16 protein-coding genes are annotated in these 18,764 nt (G+C 49.2%); 5 read left to right on the top strand and 11 right to left on the bottom strand.

Annotated elements, in window-relative coordinates; all coding sequences use genetic code 11:
* The first annotated feature begins 48 nt into the window (after positions 1 to 48).
* Positions 49 to 324, top strand: coding sequence for a hypothetical protein (locus K5X84_RS00810; protein ID WP_222236248.1), 276 nt, complete (start codon positions 49 to 51; stop codon positions 322 to 324).
* Here K5X84_RS00810 and tmpT read toward each other — a convergent pair.
* The 6 genes from tmpT to K5X84_RS00780 all read right to left on the bottom strand — a co-directional run bounded on the left by tmpT (position 321) and on the right by K5X84_RS00780 (position 8,571).
* Complete coding sequence (tmpT, locus tag K5X84_RS00805; RefSeq protein WP_222236246.1) at positions 321 to 959, bottom strand: thiopurine S-methyltransferase; 639 nt, start codon at positions 957 to 959, stop codon at positions 321 to 323. The two genes, K5X84_RS00810 and tmpT, sit on opposite strands and share 4 nt — an antisense overlap.
* 63 nt (positions 960 to 1,022) lie before the next feature.
* Positions 1,023 to 1,790 (bottom strand): peptidylprolyl isomerase, encoded by a 768-nt coding sequence (locus tag K5X84_RS00800; protein ID WP_054488647.1) that lies wholly within the window; start codon positions 1,788 to 1,790, stop codon positions 1,023 to 1,025.
* Between the two features lie 44 nt (positions 1,791 to 1,834).
* Positions 1,835 to 2,551, bottom strand: a complete 717-nt coding sequence (narI, locus tag K5X84_RS00795) for a respiratory nitrate reductase subunit gamma (protein WP_054488650.1) — start codon at positions 2,549 to 2,551, stop codon at positions 1,835 to 1,837.
* 10 nt (positions 2,552 to 2,561) lie between these two features.
* Complete coding sequence (narJ, locus tag K5X84_RS00790; protein WP_199494018.1) at positions 2,562 to 3,290, bottom strand: nitrate reductase molybdenum cofactor assembly chaperone; 729 nt, start codon at positions 3,288 to 3,290, stop codon at positions 2,562 to 2,564.
* Positions 3,291 to 3,295: 5 nt separating this feature from the next.
* Positions 3,296 to 4,831 (bottom strand): nitrate reductase subunit beta, encoded by a 1,536-nt coding sequence (gene narH / locus K5X84_RS00785; protein ID WP_054488654.1) that lies wholly within the window; start codon positions 4,829 to 4,831, stop codon positions 3,296 to 3,298.
* A gap of 20 nt (positions 4,832 to 4,851) precedes the next feature.
* Entirely contained in the window at positions 4,852 to 8,571 is a 3,720-nt protein-coding gene (locus K5X84_RS00780) for a nitrate reductase subunit alpha (protein WP_222236244.1), read from the bottom strand.
* A gap of 313 nt (positions 8,572 to 8,884) precedes the next feature.
* On the opposite strand from K5X84_RS00780, the gene K5X84_RS00775 reads away from it, so the two are divergent.
* Positions 8,885 to 10,681 (top strand): ATP-binding protein, encoded by a 1,797-nt coding sequence (locus tag K5X84_RS00775; RefSeq protein WP_222236242.1) that lies wholly within the window; start codon positions 8,885 to 8,887, stop codon positions 10,679 to 10,681.
* Between the two features lie 9 nt (positions 10,682 to 10,690).
* On the opposite strand, the gene K5X84_RS00770 is transcribed toward K5X84_RS00775, so the two are convergent.
* A complete protein-coding gene (locus K5X84_RS00770; protein ID WP_222236240.1) occupies positions 10,691 to 12,022 on the bottom strand; it encodes an MFS transporter in 1,332 nt (443 codons plus the stop codon).
* A 222-nt stretch (positions 12,023 to 12,244) separates the two neighbouring features.
* On the opposite strand from K5X84_RS00770, the gene narL reads away from it, so the two are divergent.
* The 3 genes from narL to K5X84_RS00755 all read left to right on the top strand — a co-directional run bounded on the left by narL (position 12,245) and on the right by K5X84_RS00755 (position 15,788).
* Complete coding sequence (narL, locus tag K5X84_RS00765; protein ID WP_054488662.1) at positions 12,245 to 12,892, top strand: two-component system response regulator NarL; 648 nt, start codon at positions 12,245 to 12,247, stop codon at positions 12,890 to 12,892.
* Between the two features lie 2 nt (positions 12,893 to 12,894).
* Positions 12,895 to 14,124, top strand: a complete 1,230-nt coding sequence (moeA, locus tag K5X84_RS00760) for a molybdopterin molybdotransferase MoeA (RefSeq protein ID WP_222236238.1) — start codon at positions 12,895 to 12,897, stop codon at positions 14,122 to 14,124.
* 65 nt (positions 14,125 to 14,189) lie between these two features.
* Complete coding sequence (locus K5X84_RS00755) at positions 14,190 to 15,788, top strand: thiamine pyrophosphate-binding protein (RefSeq protein WP_222236236.1); 1,599 nt, start codon at positions 14,190 to 14,192, stop codon at positions 15,786 to 15,788.
* Here K5X84_RS00755 and modC read toward each other — a convergent pair.
* From modC to moaE, 4 genes are read right to left on the bottom strand one after another with little or no spacing between them, the layout of a single operon-like run.
* Positions 15,778 to 16,878 (bottom strand): molybdenum ABC transporter ATP-binding protein, encoded by a 1,101-nt coding sequence (gene modC, locus K5X84_RS00750; protein ID WP_222236234.1) that lies wholly within the window; start codon positions 16,876 to 16,878, stop codon positions 15,778 to 15,780. The genes K5X84_RS00755 and modC overlap by 11 nt on opposite strands.
* On the bottom strand, positions 16,872 to 17,555 hold the full coding sequence (modB, locus tag K5X84_RS00745; protein WP_222236232.1) for a molybdate ABC transporter permease subunit: 684 nt from the start codon (positions 17,553 to 17,555) through the stop codon (positions 16,872 to 16,874). Before modB ends, modC begins: the two co-directional genes overlap by 7 nt.
* The gene (gene modA, locus K5X84_RS00740) at positions 17,548 to 18,306 is read right to left on the bottom strand and encodes a molybdate ABC transporter substrate-binding protein (RefSeq protein WP_222236230.1); all 759 of its coding nucleotides are present in this window, start codon (positions 18,304 to 18,306) and stop codon (positions 17,548 to 17,550) included. Before modA ends, modB begins: the two co-directional genes overlap by 8 nt.
* Entirely contained in the window at positions 18,306 to 18,761 is a 456-nt protein-coding gene (gene moaE / locus K5X84_RS00735; RefSeq protein WP_222236228.1) for a molybdopterin synthase catalytic subunit MoaE, read from the bottom strand. The genes modA and moaE overlap by 1 nt, the downstream gene beginning before the upstream one ends.
* Positions 18,762 to 18,764 lie beyond the last annotated feature (3 nt).

Raw genomic sequence — 18,764 nt, 5'->3', positions numbered from 1 at the left:
TTTGTGGAAGCCTGGTTTTTCTTTTTGGACGAGTTAATCGGAGGATATATGAGCCGCAAACCCGATACCAAAACCGCGATGTATCAGCTGCTGGATGTTATTCGCGAACACATTCCTTTTGGCTTAAAAGAAGCGGATATGTGCCAGGGTATTTGTCGTGGCTGTTCTAAGAAAATGATGGAAATGCTGGATGCTGAGGTCAGCCAATGGCAGGCCGACCTGGATAATGAGTTGGCAGAACCAACGTTAGCGGACCTGGTTTTTATGGAAAAATTGGCACGCCGCACTGAAAAGATTCTACGGCGCAATAAATTAATGAGCTAATCCAGCTTATACACTTGCTCGGTAACCGGGTTGTCGTCCGCTTCTTTCCCGTTAACCGTGGTTTCAGCTGACTCCAGTTGATCAATGCTAAAACGCTGACCATAACCCACTTCGACTTCTCCTTCCAATACCGAAAACGGCGGCCCTTCACGGTACCCATTCGGGTACTGCAACGTAATCAGTAAACCTTTTGCCTGCTCGGGTAATTGCTCGCATAGCTGTTGAACGTAGCGTTGACGCATTTCAGGTGGTAGCGCAATCATGGCGGCGCGATCGTACCAGGCATCAATATCGGCAAGGTCGCTTTTAACCAGCTTAAAGAAATCGCCAACCCATATAACCAGCTCATCCAGAGCATACTCTTTAAAGTCGCCACGCTGGGTTATTTTGGGTTTTAATTGGTTCTCCTCGAAAAACTGTCTGGCCGCCAGCTCACTCAGCTCTACCCCAAAAACACGGTAGCCTTTTTCCAGCAGCCACAGCATGTCATTTGATTTACCACACAAAGGCACAAATACCTTTGCACCAGGCTTTACCACACCAGAAAAATACTTCAGCAATAGTTCATGTGTGTGTGGCTGATGAAAACCAATTTGCTGATTTTCCCAACGCTCATGCCAGAAGGCAGATTCCATAACTTGACTCCAAAATAAAAAAGGCACCCCTTTGGGTGCCTATCCTAGCAGAAATAGAGCCACTTACTGCAGTAACGGTGAACCGGTATCAACAAAATCGAAACCTTTGATATCAGCTTCATTCGCCAATGCCTGTATGTATTGAGAAACCGCTTTACGGTGCACTTTCTCTTCCAGGTATTCCGCAATTTTGTCTTTAACCGCCTCGTACGGTAACGGCTTACCATCAATTTTATGGTCAACAGACACCACATGAAACCCGTAACGAGTTTCTACCGGGTATTTCATTAACCCTTCTTCAGCGGTGAACAACTGGCGTTCAAACTCAGGAACGGTTTGCCCCTTGCTCAACTGCCCCAGGTTCCCGTCGGTCTCCTTTGACGGACACGAGGAATACTGGCGTGCAAGCTGACTAAAGTCGTCGCCTTCCTGCAACTGCTGAATAAGCTGCTCCGACATACGCTTTGCATTCACCCGCTCAAGATCATCATCCGGCGCTGCCGCTAACAGAATATGGCGAGCCTCAACAATCGGCGACGTTTTAAAGCGCTCCGGGTTTTGCTCAAAGTACTGTTTGCAAGCTTGCTCGTCCGCTTTCGGGCGAGCTACTTCACGTTCAATCAATATTTCAATGAAGTCATCTTCGCCACCCTGCGCGGTGTCATCCAGTACCTCAATGCCTAAATCTTTTGCCCTTTGTTTGAACAGCTCACCGATTACCAGTGCTTCCGCTGCCATACTCATGGCTTCTTCCTGCGTGTCAGCGGGGTGATACTGCATTTCAGCCAGTATCTCCTTTTCCGCAATTTCCACTTGATTCACTTGTATCATAACAACCTTCCCTGAGAGGGGTGCCCCTCTCGATAACTCTACAACTAGCGAGCGAATTTTTTACGGACAACCTGGTGCTGACGAGTAAGATACTGAACAGGCGCGCTGAACATATGCACGAGTCGGGTAAATGGAAAGACTAAGAAAATGGTCATTCCGAGGAATACATGCAGTTTAAATACCCACTCAATTTGAGGGTTGCTGATAGCCGCTACTGCCTCTACCGGGTCAAGCGTCACAATGTTCTGTGCCCAGGTCATCAGCATCAGCATAACGCCCGCCTTCTCCCCTTCTGCACCATGCACCACATGGTTTACCGAGTAATAAATTGAAATTAACCCTAAAACTAATTGTGCTAACAATAGCCACAGCAATAGTATGTCCATTCTGGTGCTGGTAGCCCGCACACGAACGTTGTTCATGCGGCGGTTAATGAGAATAGCCAACCCATATAAACAAATTAAGCCGAAGATACCGCCGGCAATAATTGCCAGCCACTGTTTCGCCTCATTACTCACACCCAGTATGTGCCAAACAGGCTTTGGCATTAGCAATCCCACCAGGTGACCAAAGAAGATCCCCAGAATACCAACGTGAAACGGCAAACTACCTTTGCGCAGTTGCTTACTTTCCAGCATCTGACTGGACGCCGTTTTCCAGGTGTATGGCTCACGGTCATAACGGATCCAGGCTCCGATGAAAAAGACAGCCAAGGCAATAAAAGGGTATACGCCGAAGGCCAACATATTTAGATAGCTCATGGTAATCTCCTTAAATACCCGACACTTTACGCGGCTGTGATAAATCGTCGGTGTTCAATGGCACGTACTGATCCCGACGCTGACCTTCCGAAGGCCGGTTCTGCGCCGTTGGACAACCCTGCATTTGGTCATTGCCGGCAAAGGTCACCGCTTCTTCTTCCCACACTTTGTCCAGTTCTTTGCTGGTGTCATCGCGCTTCTCGTTGGCAATTTGCTGACGCACGTCGTCAAGATCAATCTGCACACCAGAGATACTCAACAGTGTCTGGAATAAAAGCGAGTAGTTACTGCCGCGTTGTTCAAGCCTTGCTGTAAGCAGTGCCAGAATATGCGCAACTTCTTCTAAGCCAAGACGAGCATTTTCATCGCCCTGGGTGGACAAGAATTCCAGATACAGCGGAATGTAATCCGGCAGTTCTTTCACACCTAAATCAAGACCAGCGGTTTTATATTGGTTCATTAAATCAACCATCGCCTGGCCACGGTCACGCGACTCTCCATGTACGTGCTCGAACAACAGTAGTGACAGAGCGCGGCCACGCTCAAACAGCCCATCGTACTCCGACTGCCAGTCCATCAACGACATACTGGTGCGGTGCTCAATAAAGGCCTCCAGCGCTGCTTTATCGTCAGCACTTAAAGGCGACTGCTGAATCATTTGCTCTAACTCCGCCCGAGCTTCTACAAGCTCGGGTTTGGGGTAATCCAGCAATAACGAAATAACTTGTAATACCTGCATGCTGATTACTCCTTCATGGTCACAGGAATGACTTGACGAACCGACTCTTTCTTAGCGCCGAACAGATTCACACCGTTGTTTCCGTCGCTACAGCCATTACCAAAGGTAAAGCCACAGCCGCCTTTAACGTCGTATGCGTTTTCAGCATAAGCGCGATGGCTGGTCGGAATAACGAAGCGGTCTTCATAATCGGCCAACGCCATGTAACGGTACATTTCTTCTACCTGGTTCTTGGTCAGGCCTACCTGCTCCAGAACCGCTAAGTCTTCAACGCCGTCAACATGCTCTGAACGCTTGTACGAGCGCATGGCTATCATTCGCTCCAGTGCGCGAACAATGGGTTTCTCGTCACCGGCAGTCAGTAGGTTAGCCAGATAACGCAGCGGAATACGCAGCGATTTAAGATCCGGAATTTCACCGTCCATACCCACGTGGCCAGCTTCGACCGCGCTTTGAATTGGCGACAGCGGTGGCACATACCAAACCATTGGCAGCGTCCGGTACTCAGGGTGCAGTGGCAGTGCTACTTTCCACTGCATTGCCATCATGTAAACCGGTGAGCGCTGTGCAGCCGTGATCCAGTTTTCAGCAATGCCTTCTTTACGCGCCGCTTCCTGAACTTCAGGGTCATGCGGGTCAAGGAAGATACCTAACTGTTCTTCGTACAGATCCTGCTCGTTTGGTGTATTTGCCGCTTCTTCAATGCGGTCCGCATCATAAAGCAACACACCTAAGTAACGGATACGACCCACACAAGTTTCTGAACATGTGGTTGGCTGACCGGCTTCAATGCGCGGATAGCAGAACGTACATTTTTCAGATTTACCGGTCTTCCAGTTGTAGTAAATTTTCTTGTACGGGCAACCCGATACACACATACGCCAGCCGCGACATTTGTCCTGGTCAATCAGAACAATGCCGTCTTCTTCACGCTTATAAATTGCGCCGGAAGGGCAAGCCGCCACACAGGCCGGGTTCAGACAGTGTTCACACAAGCGTGGCAAATACATCATGAAGGTCTTTTCAAACTGACCGTACATGTCTTTTTGCACCACGTCGTCGAAGTTCTTGTCTTTCTTACGTTTTTCGAATTCCGTACCCAGAATTTCTTCCCAGTTCGGACCCCACTCAACTTTCTGCATCCGCTTACCGGTAATCAGTGAGCGTGGACGCGCAGTTGGTTGGTGCTTGCTCGGCTTCGCCGTATGCAAGTGCTGGTAATCAAAGTCGAACGGCTCGTAGTAGTCATCAATTTCAGGTAAATCCGGGTTACCGAAAATATTGGCAAGCACGCGGCGCTTACTACCAATTTTCAGCTCCAGGTTACCCTTTTTATTGCGCGACCAACCGCCGTTCCATTTGTCCTGGTTTTCCCATTCTTTCGGGAAACCAATGCCTGGCTTGGTTTCTACGTTGTTAAACCAGGCATATTCAACCCCTTCACGCGAGGTCCATACGTTTTTGCAGGTGATGGAGCAAGTATGACAGCCGATACACTTGTCCAAATTCAGCACCATGCCAATTTGAGCTCTTACTTTCATCGTGTTGTCCCCACTCCGAATTATTCAGTGTCCAGGAAGTCGACTTTGTCCATCTTGCGGACCACCACGAATTCATCGCGGTTACAGCCAACTGTCCCGTAATAGTTAAAGCCATAGGCTTGTTGTGCGTAGCCGCCGATCATATGAGTCGGCTTCATAACCACACGCGTTACTGAGTTATGGATACCACCACGGGTACCGGTTAACTCAGAGCCCGGCATGTTCAAAATACGTTCCTGAGCGTGATACATCATGCTCATACCTTCCGGTACTCGCTGTGACACCACCGCACGCGCACAAATCGCACCGTTGACGTTGAAAATGTCCAGCCAGTCGTTGTCTTCAATACCGGCTGCTTTTGCGTCAACTTCGCTAAGCCAAACAATAGGTCCGCCACGCGACAGGGTCTGCATTAACAGGTTGTCGGAGTAGGTACTATGGATACCCCACTTCTGGTGCGGTGTGATCCAGTTCAGTACAATCTCTTTGTTACCGTTCTGACGTTTGTTCAGTACCGGCGCAACGGTTTTCAGGTTAATCGGCGGCTTGTAGGCACATAAGGTTTCGCCAAAGTCACGCATCCACTCATGGTCCTGATAGAACTGCTGGCGACCGGTAATGGTGCGCCATGGAATCAGCTCATGAACGTTGGTGTAACCTGCGTTGTAAGACACGTGCTCATCTTCCAGACCTGACCAGGTCGGCGAAGAAATGATCTTACGCGGTTGCGCAACGATATCGCGGAAGCGGATTTTCTCTTCCTCTTTCGGCTTCGCCAAATGGGTATGCTCGCGACCGGTGAGTTTACCCAGCGCAGCCCAGGCTTTAACGGCAACATGACCGTTAGTTTCCGGTGCCAGTGACAAAATAACCTCACAGGCATCTATGGCTGACTCAATCTTAGGACGTCCTTTGTTAATGCCTTCTTCAACGTGCTTGCGGTTTAACTTACCGAGGAATTCAACCTCTTCCTTGGTATCCCAGTTGATACCCTTACCGCCGTTACCCAGCTCATCCATTAATGGACCAAGCGAAGTGAAGCGGTTGTAGGTATTCGGGTAGTCACGCTCAACCACGGTAATGTTCGGCATAGTCTTGCCCGGAATAGCTTCACACTCGCCTTTCCACCAGGCTTTACCACCGTATGGCTGCGCCAGCTCTCCGGGGGAGTCGTGCTGTAGTGGTACGGTAACCACGTCTTGTTCAACACCCAGGTGCCCTTCACTTGCACGGGAGAACTCTTTCGCTATACCTTTGAAGATATCCCAGTCACTGCGCGCTTCCCAAACCGGGTCGACGGCTGCGGTTAACGGGTGAATAAACGGATGCATATCCGAGGTATTCATATCATCTTTTTCATACCAGGTAGCGGTCGGCAAAACGATGTCTGAATACAGACAAGTTGTCGACATACGGAAATCCAGTGTGGTCAGCAGGTCAATTTTTCCTTCCGGCGCCTCATCAACCCATTCCACGTCTTCTGGTTTTTTACCGCCAAAGTCGCCCAGGTCTTTACCTAGCAGGCCATGCTTAGTACCCAACAGGTGCTTCAGCATGTATTCGTGACCTTTACCTGAGGAACCCAGCAGGTTCGAACGCCAGATGAACATATTGCGTGGGAAGTTTTTAGGGTCATCCGGCTGCTCACAGGCAAAGCGAATATCACCGCTTTTTAGCTGCTCAACCAAATACTCTTTAACATCCTTACCGGCAGCTTTAGCAGCTTCAACAACGCGCAATGGGTTCTGACCCAACTGCGGTGCGGACGGTAACCAGCCCATACGCTCAGCACGGGTGTTGTAATCCAAAATCGTGCTCTGCCATTTATCTTTGTTTGCCAATGGCGAGACAATTTCGCTCATATCCAGCTTTTCGTAGCGCCACTGGTCGGAATGGTTGTAGAAGAACGAAGTACCATTCATATGACGTGGCGGACGCTGCCAGTCCAGACCAAAGGCTAAAGGAGTCCAGCCAGTCTGCGGACGCAGTTTTTCCTGCCCAACGTAGTGGGCCCAGCCACCACCGGACTGACCAATACAGCCACACATCATCAGCATGTTGATCATGCCGCGATAACTCATGTCCATGTGGTACCAGTGGTTAACACCAGCGCCAACGATGATCATGGAACGACCTTTGGTCTTATCGGCATTACGACCAAACTCAGTTGCAACACGAATCACATCCGCAGGTTTTACACCGGTAATGTGTTCCTGCCATGCAGGCGTGTAAGGCACATCGTCGTTGTAGTCTTTAGCACGGTTTTCATCGTTAACGCCGTTTTCGACGCCATACTGCGCAAGCATTAAGTCAAAAACGGTGGCCACATAAGCCGTTTCGCCGTTCGCTAATTCGACTTTCTTAGCCGGAACTTTGCGAATCTGAATTTCGTCGTGCTCAGTGTGCTGGAAGTACTCGTATTCGTGTGGAGCACTACCAAAGTAAGGGAAGCCTACCTCAACAATTTCGTCGTTGTTGTCTTTAAGCGACAGTTGCAGCTCGACATCGCCATCTTTATCTTTCTGTTCCAGGTTCCACTTACCGGATTGTCCCCAGCGATAACCAATAGAGCCGTTCGGGCTGGTCAGGCTGTTATTTTTTTCATTAATTGCAATGGTTTTCCAGTCTGGATTATTCTCTTCACCCAGATTGTCCACCAAATCGGCAGCACGTAAAAAACGGCCCTGGTTCAGTACTTTTTCGCCCGGCTCCAGCATAACCAGCATTGGCATGTCGGTGTAACGAGTGACATAGTCGTGGAAGTACTGGCTTTGTTTGTTGACGTAGAATTCTTTCAGAATAACGTGGCCAAATGCCATAGCCAGAGCCGAATCAGTACCCTGACGTGGCGCTAACCAGGTATCACCAAACTTAGAGGCTTCGGAGTAATCCGGAGTAATAACGCAGGTTTTCGTCCCTTTGTAACGCACTTCGGTAAAGAAGTGAGCATCTGGAGTACGTGTTTGCGGTACGTTAGAACCCCAGGCAATGATGTAGTTGGAGTTATACCAGTCGGCTGACTCCGGTACGTCTGTTTGCTCGCCCCATACCTGTGGTGATGACGGTGGCAAGTCACAGTACCAGTCGTAGAAGCTCAGGCAGTTTGCGCCAATTAAGGACAGGTAACGGGCGCCAGCGGCGTATGACACCATCGACATCGCAGGAATGGGTGAAAAACCACTAATACGGTCAGGGCCATATTCCTTCGCGGTGTAAACGTTGGAAGCGGCGATAATTTCGTTCACTTCTTTCCAGTCTGCACGGATAAAGCCGCCCATACCGCGGGCTTCTTTATAGCTTTTCGCTTTTTTAGGATCAGTCACAATTGATTCCCAGGCTTTCACCGGGTCTTTATGCTGTTCCTTGGCTTCGCGCCACAGCGTCATTAACTGCTGGCGTACTTTAGGGTACTTCAGGCGGTTAGCGCTGTAGATATACCAGGAATAGCTGGCGCCCCTTGGGCAGCCACGCGGTTCATGGTTTGGTAAATCAGGACGTGTCCGAGGGTAATCGGTCTGCTGGGTTTCCCAGGTAACCAGTCCATCTTTAACGTAAATTTTCCAGCTGCAGGAACCGGTACAGTTCACACCGTGCGTTGAACGCACGACTTTATCGTGCTGCCAGCGCTGGCGATACCCTTTTTCCCACGTTCTGTCTTCATCGGTAGTAACACCATGTCCATCCGAAAATGGTTGCTTTTGCGTTTTAAAGAAACGCAGTTTTTCAAGCAGACGACTCATAATTAGACTCCCAGTCCACGTCTAACAGTAACTAAATAGATATGTGGGAGAAGTGTGCGTGATCCTGAGTTGACTTGCCAGTTCAAAAAATTAGCTAACTCATTGATATACATTAAAAACTACCACTAAGGTGGTATATGAGTTTAGCTTGCATAGACTGATTTTTAAGAAGTTTTCCCGTTCTAATTGAGAGTGATTATTAATTAGCCCTAAAGGTGGTAAAAAAGAGGTAGCCCAAAGTTATCGGTTGTTGTCTCCCCCTTTGGAAATGCTATATCATGTAGCTGAATTTTTACTCTGAATGTGGTCCGGAATGATACGCAACGCATCTATTATTAATGTTTTTAGAATTTCGCTTGCGCTTATCGTGATCGTGGCCAGCGCCTCCTCTTTATCGGCATTTTGGCTTTTAGAGAAGTCCGAACAAGATGCTGAGCTTATCAACGTAGCCGGCTCGCACCGCATGAAAGCCTATAAGTTTGCGTTTCAGTTATCTAACGGTGAAACCCAGCAGGCAAATCAAACAGCTCAGGACATTGGAACCTTGTGGGAAAAGCCTCTGCTTAATCGCCATTTCGTTAAGGCTGGTGGCAGCATTCAGCAGTTGGCCGAGGAAGCCCGGACAGAGTGGGAGCGTGTTCAAACGGGTATTGCCGAACAGGGCTTTGTCAGTTTCTCTCAAGAGCAAAATGAAGCCATCGATAACTACGTTAACCAACTGGATACTCTGGTAGGTCAACTGCAGGAACATTCAGAGCACCGCATGGAGACGGTCCGCAGTGCTCTGGCCCTGGCGTCCTTCGTCATTGTTGCTATCTTTTTCTTTCTGCTGACTGTACTTAAACGCAAAATTGATCAGCCGCTCATGCATTTATTGTCGGTCTCTAAGCGTTTAGGCCAAGGCGACTTCACCGCTAAATCTAAGCTCAATAACGAAGATGAAATTGGTCAGCTTTCACGCACCATGAATAAAATGTCAGAAACCGTCAGTTATTTTTACGGCGGTCTTGAGCGCAGGGTGGAACAACAAACCCAGGAACTGTCGCGTAAGAACAAAGTTTTATCCTTTCTGTACGATACCGCTCGCTCCATTATTGTTCACAGCTACGACTACAACAATTATCAGCAAGTTGTAGAAAAGCTCTATGAAGTTGGCGAAGTGGAAGACATAGAACTTTGCCTTTTAACCGAGGAAGGCAGCCGCCCATTCCTACAGTTACAACCTCGCCCGAATTCACATGACCCTTGTGATGCCGGCGATTGTGCTACCTGTATTAAGGCGGGACCAGGCGCATCGGTTATGCAGGACAAACTCGTTTATCGTTTTGTTTTAAAAAGAGAAGATCAAAATTACGGCGTACTCATTGTACGTTGCGAGCAAAACCAGCCGCTGGCTACCTGGCAGCAACAACTGATGAGTTCAACCGCCGATCAACTGGCCTTATCACAAAGCCTCAAGTCTGAAGAAGAGCAAGTACGCAGACTGGCTCTGATGCACGAGCGTACCGTTATTGCCCGTGAATTGCATGACTCTCTGGCACAAGCGCTGTCCTACCTCAAAATACAGGTGACACGTTTGCACAAAGGCATTGAAAAAAACGACCGCGCAACTATTGACGATGTCAGTAGCGAACTTCGTGAAGGTTTAAATTCAGCCTATCGTCAACTGCGTGAACTACTGACTACCTTCCGCCTGAAAGTAGACGGTTCCGGCCTTTATAACGCACTGCAAACTACGGTTAAGCAATTAACTGAGCAAAGCGACATGGCCATTAATCTGGACTACCGTCTGAATAACATACCGCTGGCTCCGCATGAAGAAATTCATTTGCTGCAGATTATTCGTGAAGCCAGCCAAAACGCGGTCAACCACAGCCAGGGAACTCAGGTTCACATCAGCCTTTCGCAACCCGGCGGGCAGGATGTCGAACTCAGAATTACTGATGACGGTGTCGGTTTACCGGAAAATGCAGAGAAGGTTAACCATTATGGACTGGCCATTATGCAGGAGCGCAGCCGTAACTTAGGTGGTGAAATTAATATGTCGCGGCTTGCTGCAGGAGGCACAGAAGTGCTCTTTTCCTTTACCCCGGACTACCTGTTGCAATAACCGGTCTGCCTAGGGGTTATAGAACTGGCCGTGCCGGCGCAAGTAGATAAAACCGTTCAGCAGTAAACCAATCACGTAGAACACAATAAAATCGATGTAAACGGTATCGGTGCTTTGCGATTTTAGCGCCCAGGCAAAGCGCAGTGGCAAATAGACCGCCCCCAACATTGCGATGGTACCCGCCCAAATTAATACTCTATGAGTGTAGGTTCGTGGAAACACCTTTCTCATAGTCACCACTACCGACCCGTTCCCTAAGGCACTGGTAAAAATCAGACCCAGCATACTGATAAAAAAGGGTTCAAAATAAATTTCTGTTGGACCGTGCTGAGCAAAATACATATAACGCCCGGCTACCGCACCAAAAACCATCATTAACAATAAACTGATTTGTGTTACCAGAGCACCACCAAAAATTCCGGCCAACCAACGGCCAAAAGGTCGGGCCAGTAAAGCGACAAAAGGTCCCATCCAGACCAGAATTAACGTGCTGTAACCAAATACAAACTCAAGCAACAATGGCAACGCCATGGCAAAACCAATAAAACTGCCAAAAGTCATGTTATAGAGAATACTGCAGTACCAGGCATGACCGTTTTGGGTAAGAAGCTTTCGTATGGTTACCTTAGGCAACGACTGCTTTTTCGGGACAAATAATGCAGCACCAACACTCACAATAGCGGTAAAAGTGAATAAAACAGCCCAGACACAACTGAAACTGTTTAACAGAATAGGCTCACCGGCATCAACACGCGCGAAAAAGTTCCCGCTACTGCGTTGCAGTACTAAAGAAGATTCCATTCCGTCAGGCTGCCAGGTTGCCAGTAACGGCACCGCCAACTGCGCCAGAAATAAAGAGAATATGGTCATACCAATAACCACACTCATAGACAACGGTAAATTCAAAGAGCCTTTATATTGGCGGGTTAGATCAAATGCCGGCGCAAACATCGTGCAACCAATACCCGATAGCGCAGCTAATAATGCAAGCACCGGATAAGTAATGTTCGTATCTGAAAACTGCACAAAACTATCAATACTGACCAGCAACATAATGGTTGCAATAACAGCTGGCATCCAGCGCCCGAGCTGGTTAACAACCAAAGTACCTAGTAGTCGGGACAGAGCGCCACTGGCACCCGCTATAGCGACTAATGACATAAGCTGACTGGGCGTTAAGTTGGCATTGGATTTTGCCAACAGAACGACAATAACACTCCAGCTTGCCCAAAAGGTAACGCCAAGTAACAATACACTGAGCGTTAGCCAGCGCAAAACCGCGTGAGAACCGAGGTTTCCCTGCACGTCGCTGACTGTATTTGTCGCCGAAGCCTTATCCATATCGTCGCAATTATTCGTTTTATTTTATGACTAAAGACTTTGCTACTAAGGCCGGTTAGATACAACTCACATCAAGAGTTACTTTTAGGGTTATTATGGGGTAATGCTTTACCTAATTATGGGTAAAAATGTTATTCAAAAGTGTAAGTTCTGGCTATGTGCGGTGAATTTAAACACCAGCTATGTCAAACTAACTGAGTTAAGTACACAAGGGAGAAGACTATGACAACCGAAGCAGCCAGCATTATGTTAGTGGACGATCATCCACTACTGCGAAAAGGACTAAAACAGCTGATTGCCATGGAAGACGACATGACTGTTGTCGCCGAAGCCAGTAACGGCCCGGACGCACTGGAGTTAGCTGCTGAGCACGATCCCGACCTGATTGTTCTGGATCTCAACATGCATGGTATGGATGGCATAGAAACCCTGAAAAAGCTTCGGGATTCCGGGGTGACATCGCGCATTATCATGCTCACGGTTAGTGACGCCGACGACGACGTGGTGGCAGCTATTACTAATGGCGCTGACGGTTACTTGCTAAAAGATATGGAACCCGAGCTTCTGTTAGAACAAATTCACCGCGCAGTGACCGGAAAAATGGTGTTAAGCGAAGCCATCACCGAAATACTGGCTACAGCTTTGCGCCAGCCAACTCAGTCTGCTACTTCGCAATTGAGTACCTTAACCAACCGCGAGCATGAAATTCTAAGCTTAATTGCTAAAGGCATGAGTAACAAAGTCATTGCCCGCGAGCTGGACATATCCGATGGTACCGTTAAGGTGCATGTTAAACACTTACTGAAAAAGCTGGGCTTGCGCTCTCGTGTTGAGGCCGCAGTCTGGATGGTTAATCAACAAGGTGAATAAGTATGAGTAACCCGTCACTAATGCCTGTTGAGCAGGCACTAGAGAACATGCTCAATACCGTTTCAACCATAACTGACAAAGAGACGGTTGAATTATCGGAAGCGCTGGGGCGTATCCTCAACCGGCCGGTAAATTCAACGTTGGATGTTCCCGGTTATGATAATTCGGCCATGGACGGATACGCTGTCCGCAGCAGTGAAGCGAAGAAAGGTTCTCGCTTAAAAGTTGTCGGAGTTGCCGCTGCGGGACACCCTTATAACGATGCTATCCCTGAAAACGGGTGCGTTCGTATTATGACCGGTGCCCCCATACCTGATTCAGTAGACGCCGTTATCATTCAGGAAAATACTGAAGCTAATCAGGATAAAAGTGAAATTACCGTGCTACAGAATGTCGCTGAAAGCGATAATATTCGCCGCCGGGGCAGCGATATTGCTCTGGGTGAAGAAGTGATAGCAACGGGTACACGCTTAAGTCCGGTTGATATTGGCTTGCTGGCATCACTGGGTATTGAAGAAGTGGCCGTTTACCGTAAACCGAAAATTGCCGTGTTCTCAACCGGTGATGAATTAGTAGCCCCTGGCGGAAAGCTGAAAAGCGGGCAAATTTTTGACAGCAACCGTTATTTGTTACTGGCTATGCTGGAGAAAATGGGCGTCGAGGCTGTTAACCTTGGCCGGCTGAATGATGACTTAGAAGCTATAAGCCAGGCATTACAAGACGCAACACAAAATTGCGACGCAGTGATAACCAGTGGCGGTGTCTCCGTCGGTGACGCCGATTTTACCAAAACCGCTTTAGAACAATTGGGCTCGGTTTCATTCTGGAAGGTCGCTATGAAGCCGGGTAAACCTTTTGCCTTTGGCAAACTTAAAGACACCTGGTTCTTTGGTTTACCCGGCAACCCGGTTGCAGCAGCCGTGACCATGGATCAACTGACACAGCCGGTGTTGAAGCATCTCTCCGGTGAAAAACACATCAGTAGTGAATCTTATCAGGCAACGGCGGCGGAATATTTGAAAAAGCGTCCGGGCCGGGCCGACTTTCAGCGTGGCTGGTTTGAGCAGGACAACAATAGTCAGCTTAAAGTCAGCAGTGCCGGTTCGCAAAGCTCCGCCGTGTTAAGTACACTGAAACGTGCCAACTGCTTTATCCGACTAGAGCAGGACCGCGGCCCTGTGAATGCGGGCGAAGAAGTCACCATTCTGCCTTTTTCCTCACTGTTGCGGTAAATGTTGACCAAAATCAATTCGGCCTGACGCAAAACATGGACACTGTTCCTTCCGGGAGGGTGTCCATGAAATTTACAGACGTACTATTAGAGCAATTTGAAGAACTTGGCATAAACGAACTGTTCGGCATTCCGGGCGACTTTATTCTGCCGCTACTGGCAGACATTCAAAGTCGCCAGCGCATGCCTTTTCATTACCTGAGCCATGAGCCAGCTATTACCTTTTGCGCAGATGCTGCGGCCCGTATTTGTAACCGGCCATCGGCGGTGTTTCTCACCTATGGTGCTGGTGCACTCAATGCAGTGAATTCCGTTGCTCAAGCCTATGAAGAGCACGTTCCGCTCATTATCGTTGCAGGCTTTCCGGCGCAAAAAGAAATTGATCGTGGGTTAAGCATTCATCACCAGGCCAAGCAGGTTGACTCGCAGCGCCTTATTTATGAACAAGTCACCTGCTGTCAGGTGCGAATAAATTCACCGCTAACGGCTACCGAACAACTGCAAAAAGCGCTAGCTGCCTGCCGTAAGTATTCTCGCCCGGTATTAATTGAAGTTGCGCGGGATGCTTACGATTACCCCGTTGAACCACCTCAGGCCTTAGCCGTACCGGAAATGCCAGATACAGAGCTGTCCAGCCTGACCTCACAGCTAAAAAAACGTCTGGAAAAAGCAAAAAACCCCGTAATTCTGGCAGGTATCGATGTGCGCCGCTTTAACGCCTCTGCTGAACTGGAGAACTTCAGTAAGAAAACCGGCATTCCAATTATCACCACCTTTCTCGGACGCGCGGTGGTTGATCATACACACCCTAACTTTGCCGGCGTATTTCTTGATGATGCTGATACCCGGGCCTACCAGTTACTGGAGCAGACCGACTTAATTCTGGCGGTGGGGGTTATCCGCACAGACAGTAACTTTGCCGCCCATAATCCACTCTTTAATAATGAGAAGCTGGTGGATATTCAGCAGAACCACTGTCAGATAGAAAAAAGTGCTTACCACCATGTGCAGCTGGATAAGCTATTCCGCAAGTTAGAGCAAGGTAACCTCCCAGACTACCACTACTCTATAGCCGCGACCGGCAGTTGCTCTATACCTGATGATACCTTTAATGCCGACAACGTGATGCGCACCATTCATCAGCAACTGGCACGCAGTGAGCAGGTGGTTCCTTTTGTGACCGATGTCGGCGATTGCCTGTTTGCCTCGTTACAGGCCGAACCCAGTCTTTGTCTGGCCCCCGCCTACTATGCCTCGATGGGCTACTCCATACCCGCAGCCTATGGTATTCAGGCCGCTACGGGCATGCGGCCCATGGTGTTGGTAGGCGATGGCGCTTTCCTGATGACCGGACTGGAGCTTGGACATTTTCAACGACATGATTATGCCCCAATTATTGTGCTCTTTAATAACCGTTGCTGGGACATGATCCAGGCTTTTGCACCTCAACTTGAATGCACCAATCTCAATGGCTGGGACTATCAGCAGTTAAGTCAGAGCATGAACTGTGACTATTATCGCGTCAGCCAAAGTGCACAACTTGAAGACGCCGTTCAGCAGGCGTTAATGCAGACAAAGAAAGTGTCTTTTATTGAGGTTGAGCTGGCAGCCAATACCAGAACTGAAAGACTGAACCGCTTTGCTTATCGCTTTCTTAATGCATAGCGGCTGCTTTAAATGATGCATAAACCTGTTGTTGCAACTGTAAGTTCAGACGTTTAACCGAGGCATTGGTTACCAATGCCCGGAGTATCTGGTCACCAACGGTTAAAACAACAACGGTCTCAGCAACATGCTTCGCAGGTTCAAAGTCGATAATACGCGCGACGACCTGGTTCGTCAGTGAGGTATTAGGTAAATATCCTGTCGCAATACTGACGTCTCTCGCCCAGACAAGTAGCCGCCCCGCCGCGCGTGTTTTTGCCTCGCTCACACCTGTCACATCGACAGCGGCATTGACCGGTAGCCAGAGTTGCTGCTCCGCCAATTGCCATGCAAGCAGTTCATCGGTGGCATTAACACGCCCGGCCGTTTGGTTCGGTGGCGTTACCGATAACACCGACAGCGGCCCTTCGCTGTGGCCGGCCAGAGAATCGATCTGGGTCTGCAAAGTACCGCTGGAGACGAGCTTCCCATCCGCCATGATTACTACGTCGTCGGCCAGCTGCACCACTTCCTCAACATGATGCGACACCAGCAACATAGGTAACCGGAAGCGATTCTGTATTCGTCGTAAATCGGTAAGAATTTGTTTTTTCGCGGTTGCATCCAGACCATTCATGGGCTCATCGAGTAATAATAACTGTGGCTGTGACAACAATGCCCTGCCAATGGCTACGCGCTGCTGCTGCCCTCCGGAAAGCTGGCCCGGCTTACGCTGCAGCAGCTCTCTAAGTGACAACATATCAACGACCTCAGCAAAGCCGATAGCCAATTCACTGTCACTGACGTTTTTCGGCATGCCGTATCTTAGGTTATTTTCGACCGACATAGTGGTAAACAAGTGAGCCTGTTGAAATACCAGTGCCAGTCCACGTTGCTCCGTTTTCATGCGCGGTTTGCGCGAATGCCAGAGTGCATCCCGCCAGCGGACACTGCCTTTCAGACCCGGAGTTAATCCGGCGATAGCTCGTAATAAAGTACTTTTACCGCAGCCCGACGGGCCAAAAATGGCGGTCACACGGTCATCGGCAAAACTGTGCGCCAACTGCAGACAGAAGTCGCCCTGTTGTTGTTCTATATTGACCGTTAACATAACCGCCCTCCACGCTGAGCGCGCCTCTGCCAGGCATAAACTGAGACCAGTACGGTAAAGGCAAATAACAACAGACCCAGCGACAACCGCTCAGCCGCGCCGTAGTTCATGGCTTCGGCATGGTCGTAAATAAGCACCGACAAAACCTGGGTTTCTCCCGGTATACTGCCACCAAGCATTAAAATGACACCAAACTCGCCTAAGGTATGGGCAAAGCTCAGAGTTGCCGCAATGAGGAACCCGCCCTGACAAGAGGGCAATACAATGGTCCAGAAGCGACGCCACCAGCCGGCACCCAGAGTTGCTGCAACATCCAGTTGCTCTTTACCCAGTTGCCGAAAAGACTCCACCAGTGGCTGCACCGCAAAGGGTAAGGAATAAATAACCGAACCAATAAGAATGCCTTCGAAACTAAACGCCAGATGGTTCAGCCCCCAGGACTCCAGCGTAGATCCAATAAAACCGTTAGGACCTAGCCAAATGAGTAGATAAAAACCTAATACTGTCGGCGGTAACACCAATGGCAAAGCCACAATGGCCTGAACCGGAGCTACCAGCCAGCTGCGCTGATTCGCCAGCCACCAGGCAATAGGCGTCGCCAGCAGTAACAGAATAAGCGTACTGTAAGCGCCTAACTGCAATGTCAGAACTACCGCTTGCCAGTCTGTGCTACTCATTGCTGGCCCCCGCTCTGTTATCCGGCATTAACCCATGCTTACGTTTAAGAGGGTTAAACTCCTCTCTCTGTGTAAACTGACTGAACTGTATTGCTAAGTTCAAATCATCAGCGCGCTTTAACACCGCATGTGATTGCTCCAATAAGCGCTCGTCACTCAGAGGCAATACTAGCAACTGATTGTCGTCGCGAGCCTCAAATGGCAGAACGGAGACCGCAACAAAGGCCATATCGGCTGCACCTGACAAGGCCATTTGGGCTGCCTGAGCGACATTTTCTGCGTAAACCAACTGCCCCTCAACCGCATCAGCAAGCTGGTGGTTCTCTAAAACGCGCATAGCCGCCTTGCCAAAAGGAGCATGGCGCGGCTGGGCAATCGCCAGAGTAACGGATTTCATCTCGCTCAGCTGTTCAATCGACTCAGGCAGTAAGCCCGCTTTCGCGCTCCACAACACCAGTTGCCCATAGCCATCGGTGATAATTTTTCCGCTTAAATAGCCCGATGTTTGCAGATGCTGAAGGTAGCTAACGTCGGCCGAAAAATAGAGGTCGTACGGCGCACCGTGCTGAATTTGAGTAGCCAGCTTGCCGGAGGAGCCGAAAACCAAGCGTACAGAAACATTCTCGCGCTGCTCAAACTCATCTGCCAGCTCGGTCAACAAAGACCGGTAGCTGGATGCTGCCGCTATGGTTAAGTCTGTAGCCCATACCGACGATGAAAAAAGCAATAACAACAAACTCCAAAGCTTCACTACTGCTGACTCCACTGCTCTGCCGCTTGCTGATCACTTTGCTTTGCTTCTACCCAGTGCTCGCCTTTTTCTGTATGTTCTTTCTTCCAGAAAGGCGCCTGTGTTTTTAAGTAATCCATAATAAAGCTGGCAGCCGAGAAAGCTGCCTGCCGATGGCCACTGGCAACGGCCACCATAACAATTTGTTCATTCAGCGCCAGATAACCTACCCGATGGATAACCGTCACGCCATGCAGGTCCCAGCGTTTCTGAGCCTCTTCAACGATAGAGGCTAGTGCCTTTTCAGTCATTCCCGGGTAATGCTCAAGCTCGAGACCGCGTAAACCACCCTCAACCGAGTCCCGCACCAAACCCGTAAAAGTCACCACCGCACCGCACTGCTTATTCTGTGCGAGGCGTTGATATTCTGTGGCTAAATCAAAGTCTTCTTGCTGAACCCGAACGCTGATACTCATGAG

It is taken from the genome of Idiomarina abyssalis (assembly GCF_019797805.1).
Lineage (GTDB): Bacteria > Pseudomonadota > Gammaproteobacteria > Enterobacterales > Alteromonadaceae > Idiomarina > Idiomarina abyssalis.
The sequence above is the reverse complement of the archived record's forward strand: the minus strand, read 5'-3'. Positions and strand labels throughout refer to the sequence as shown.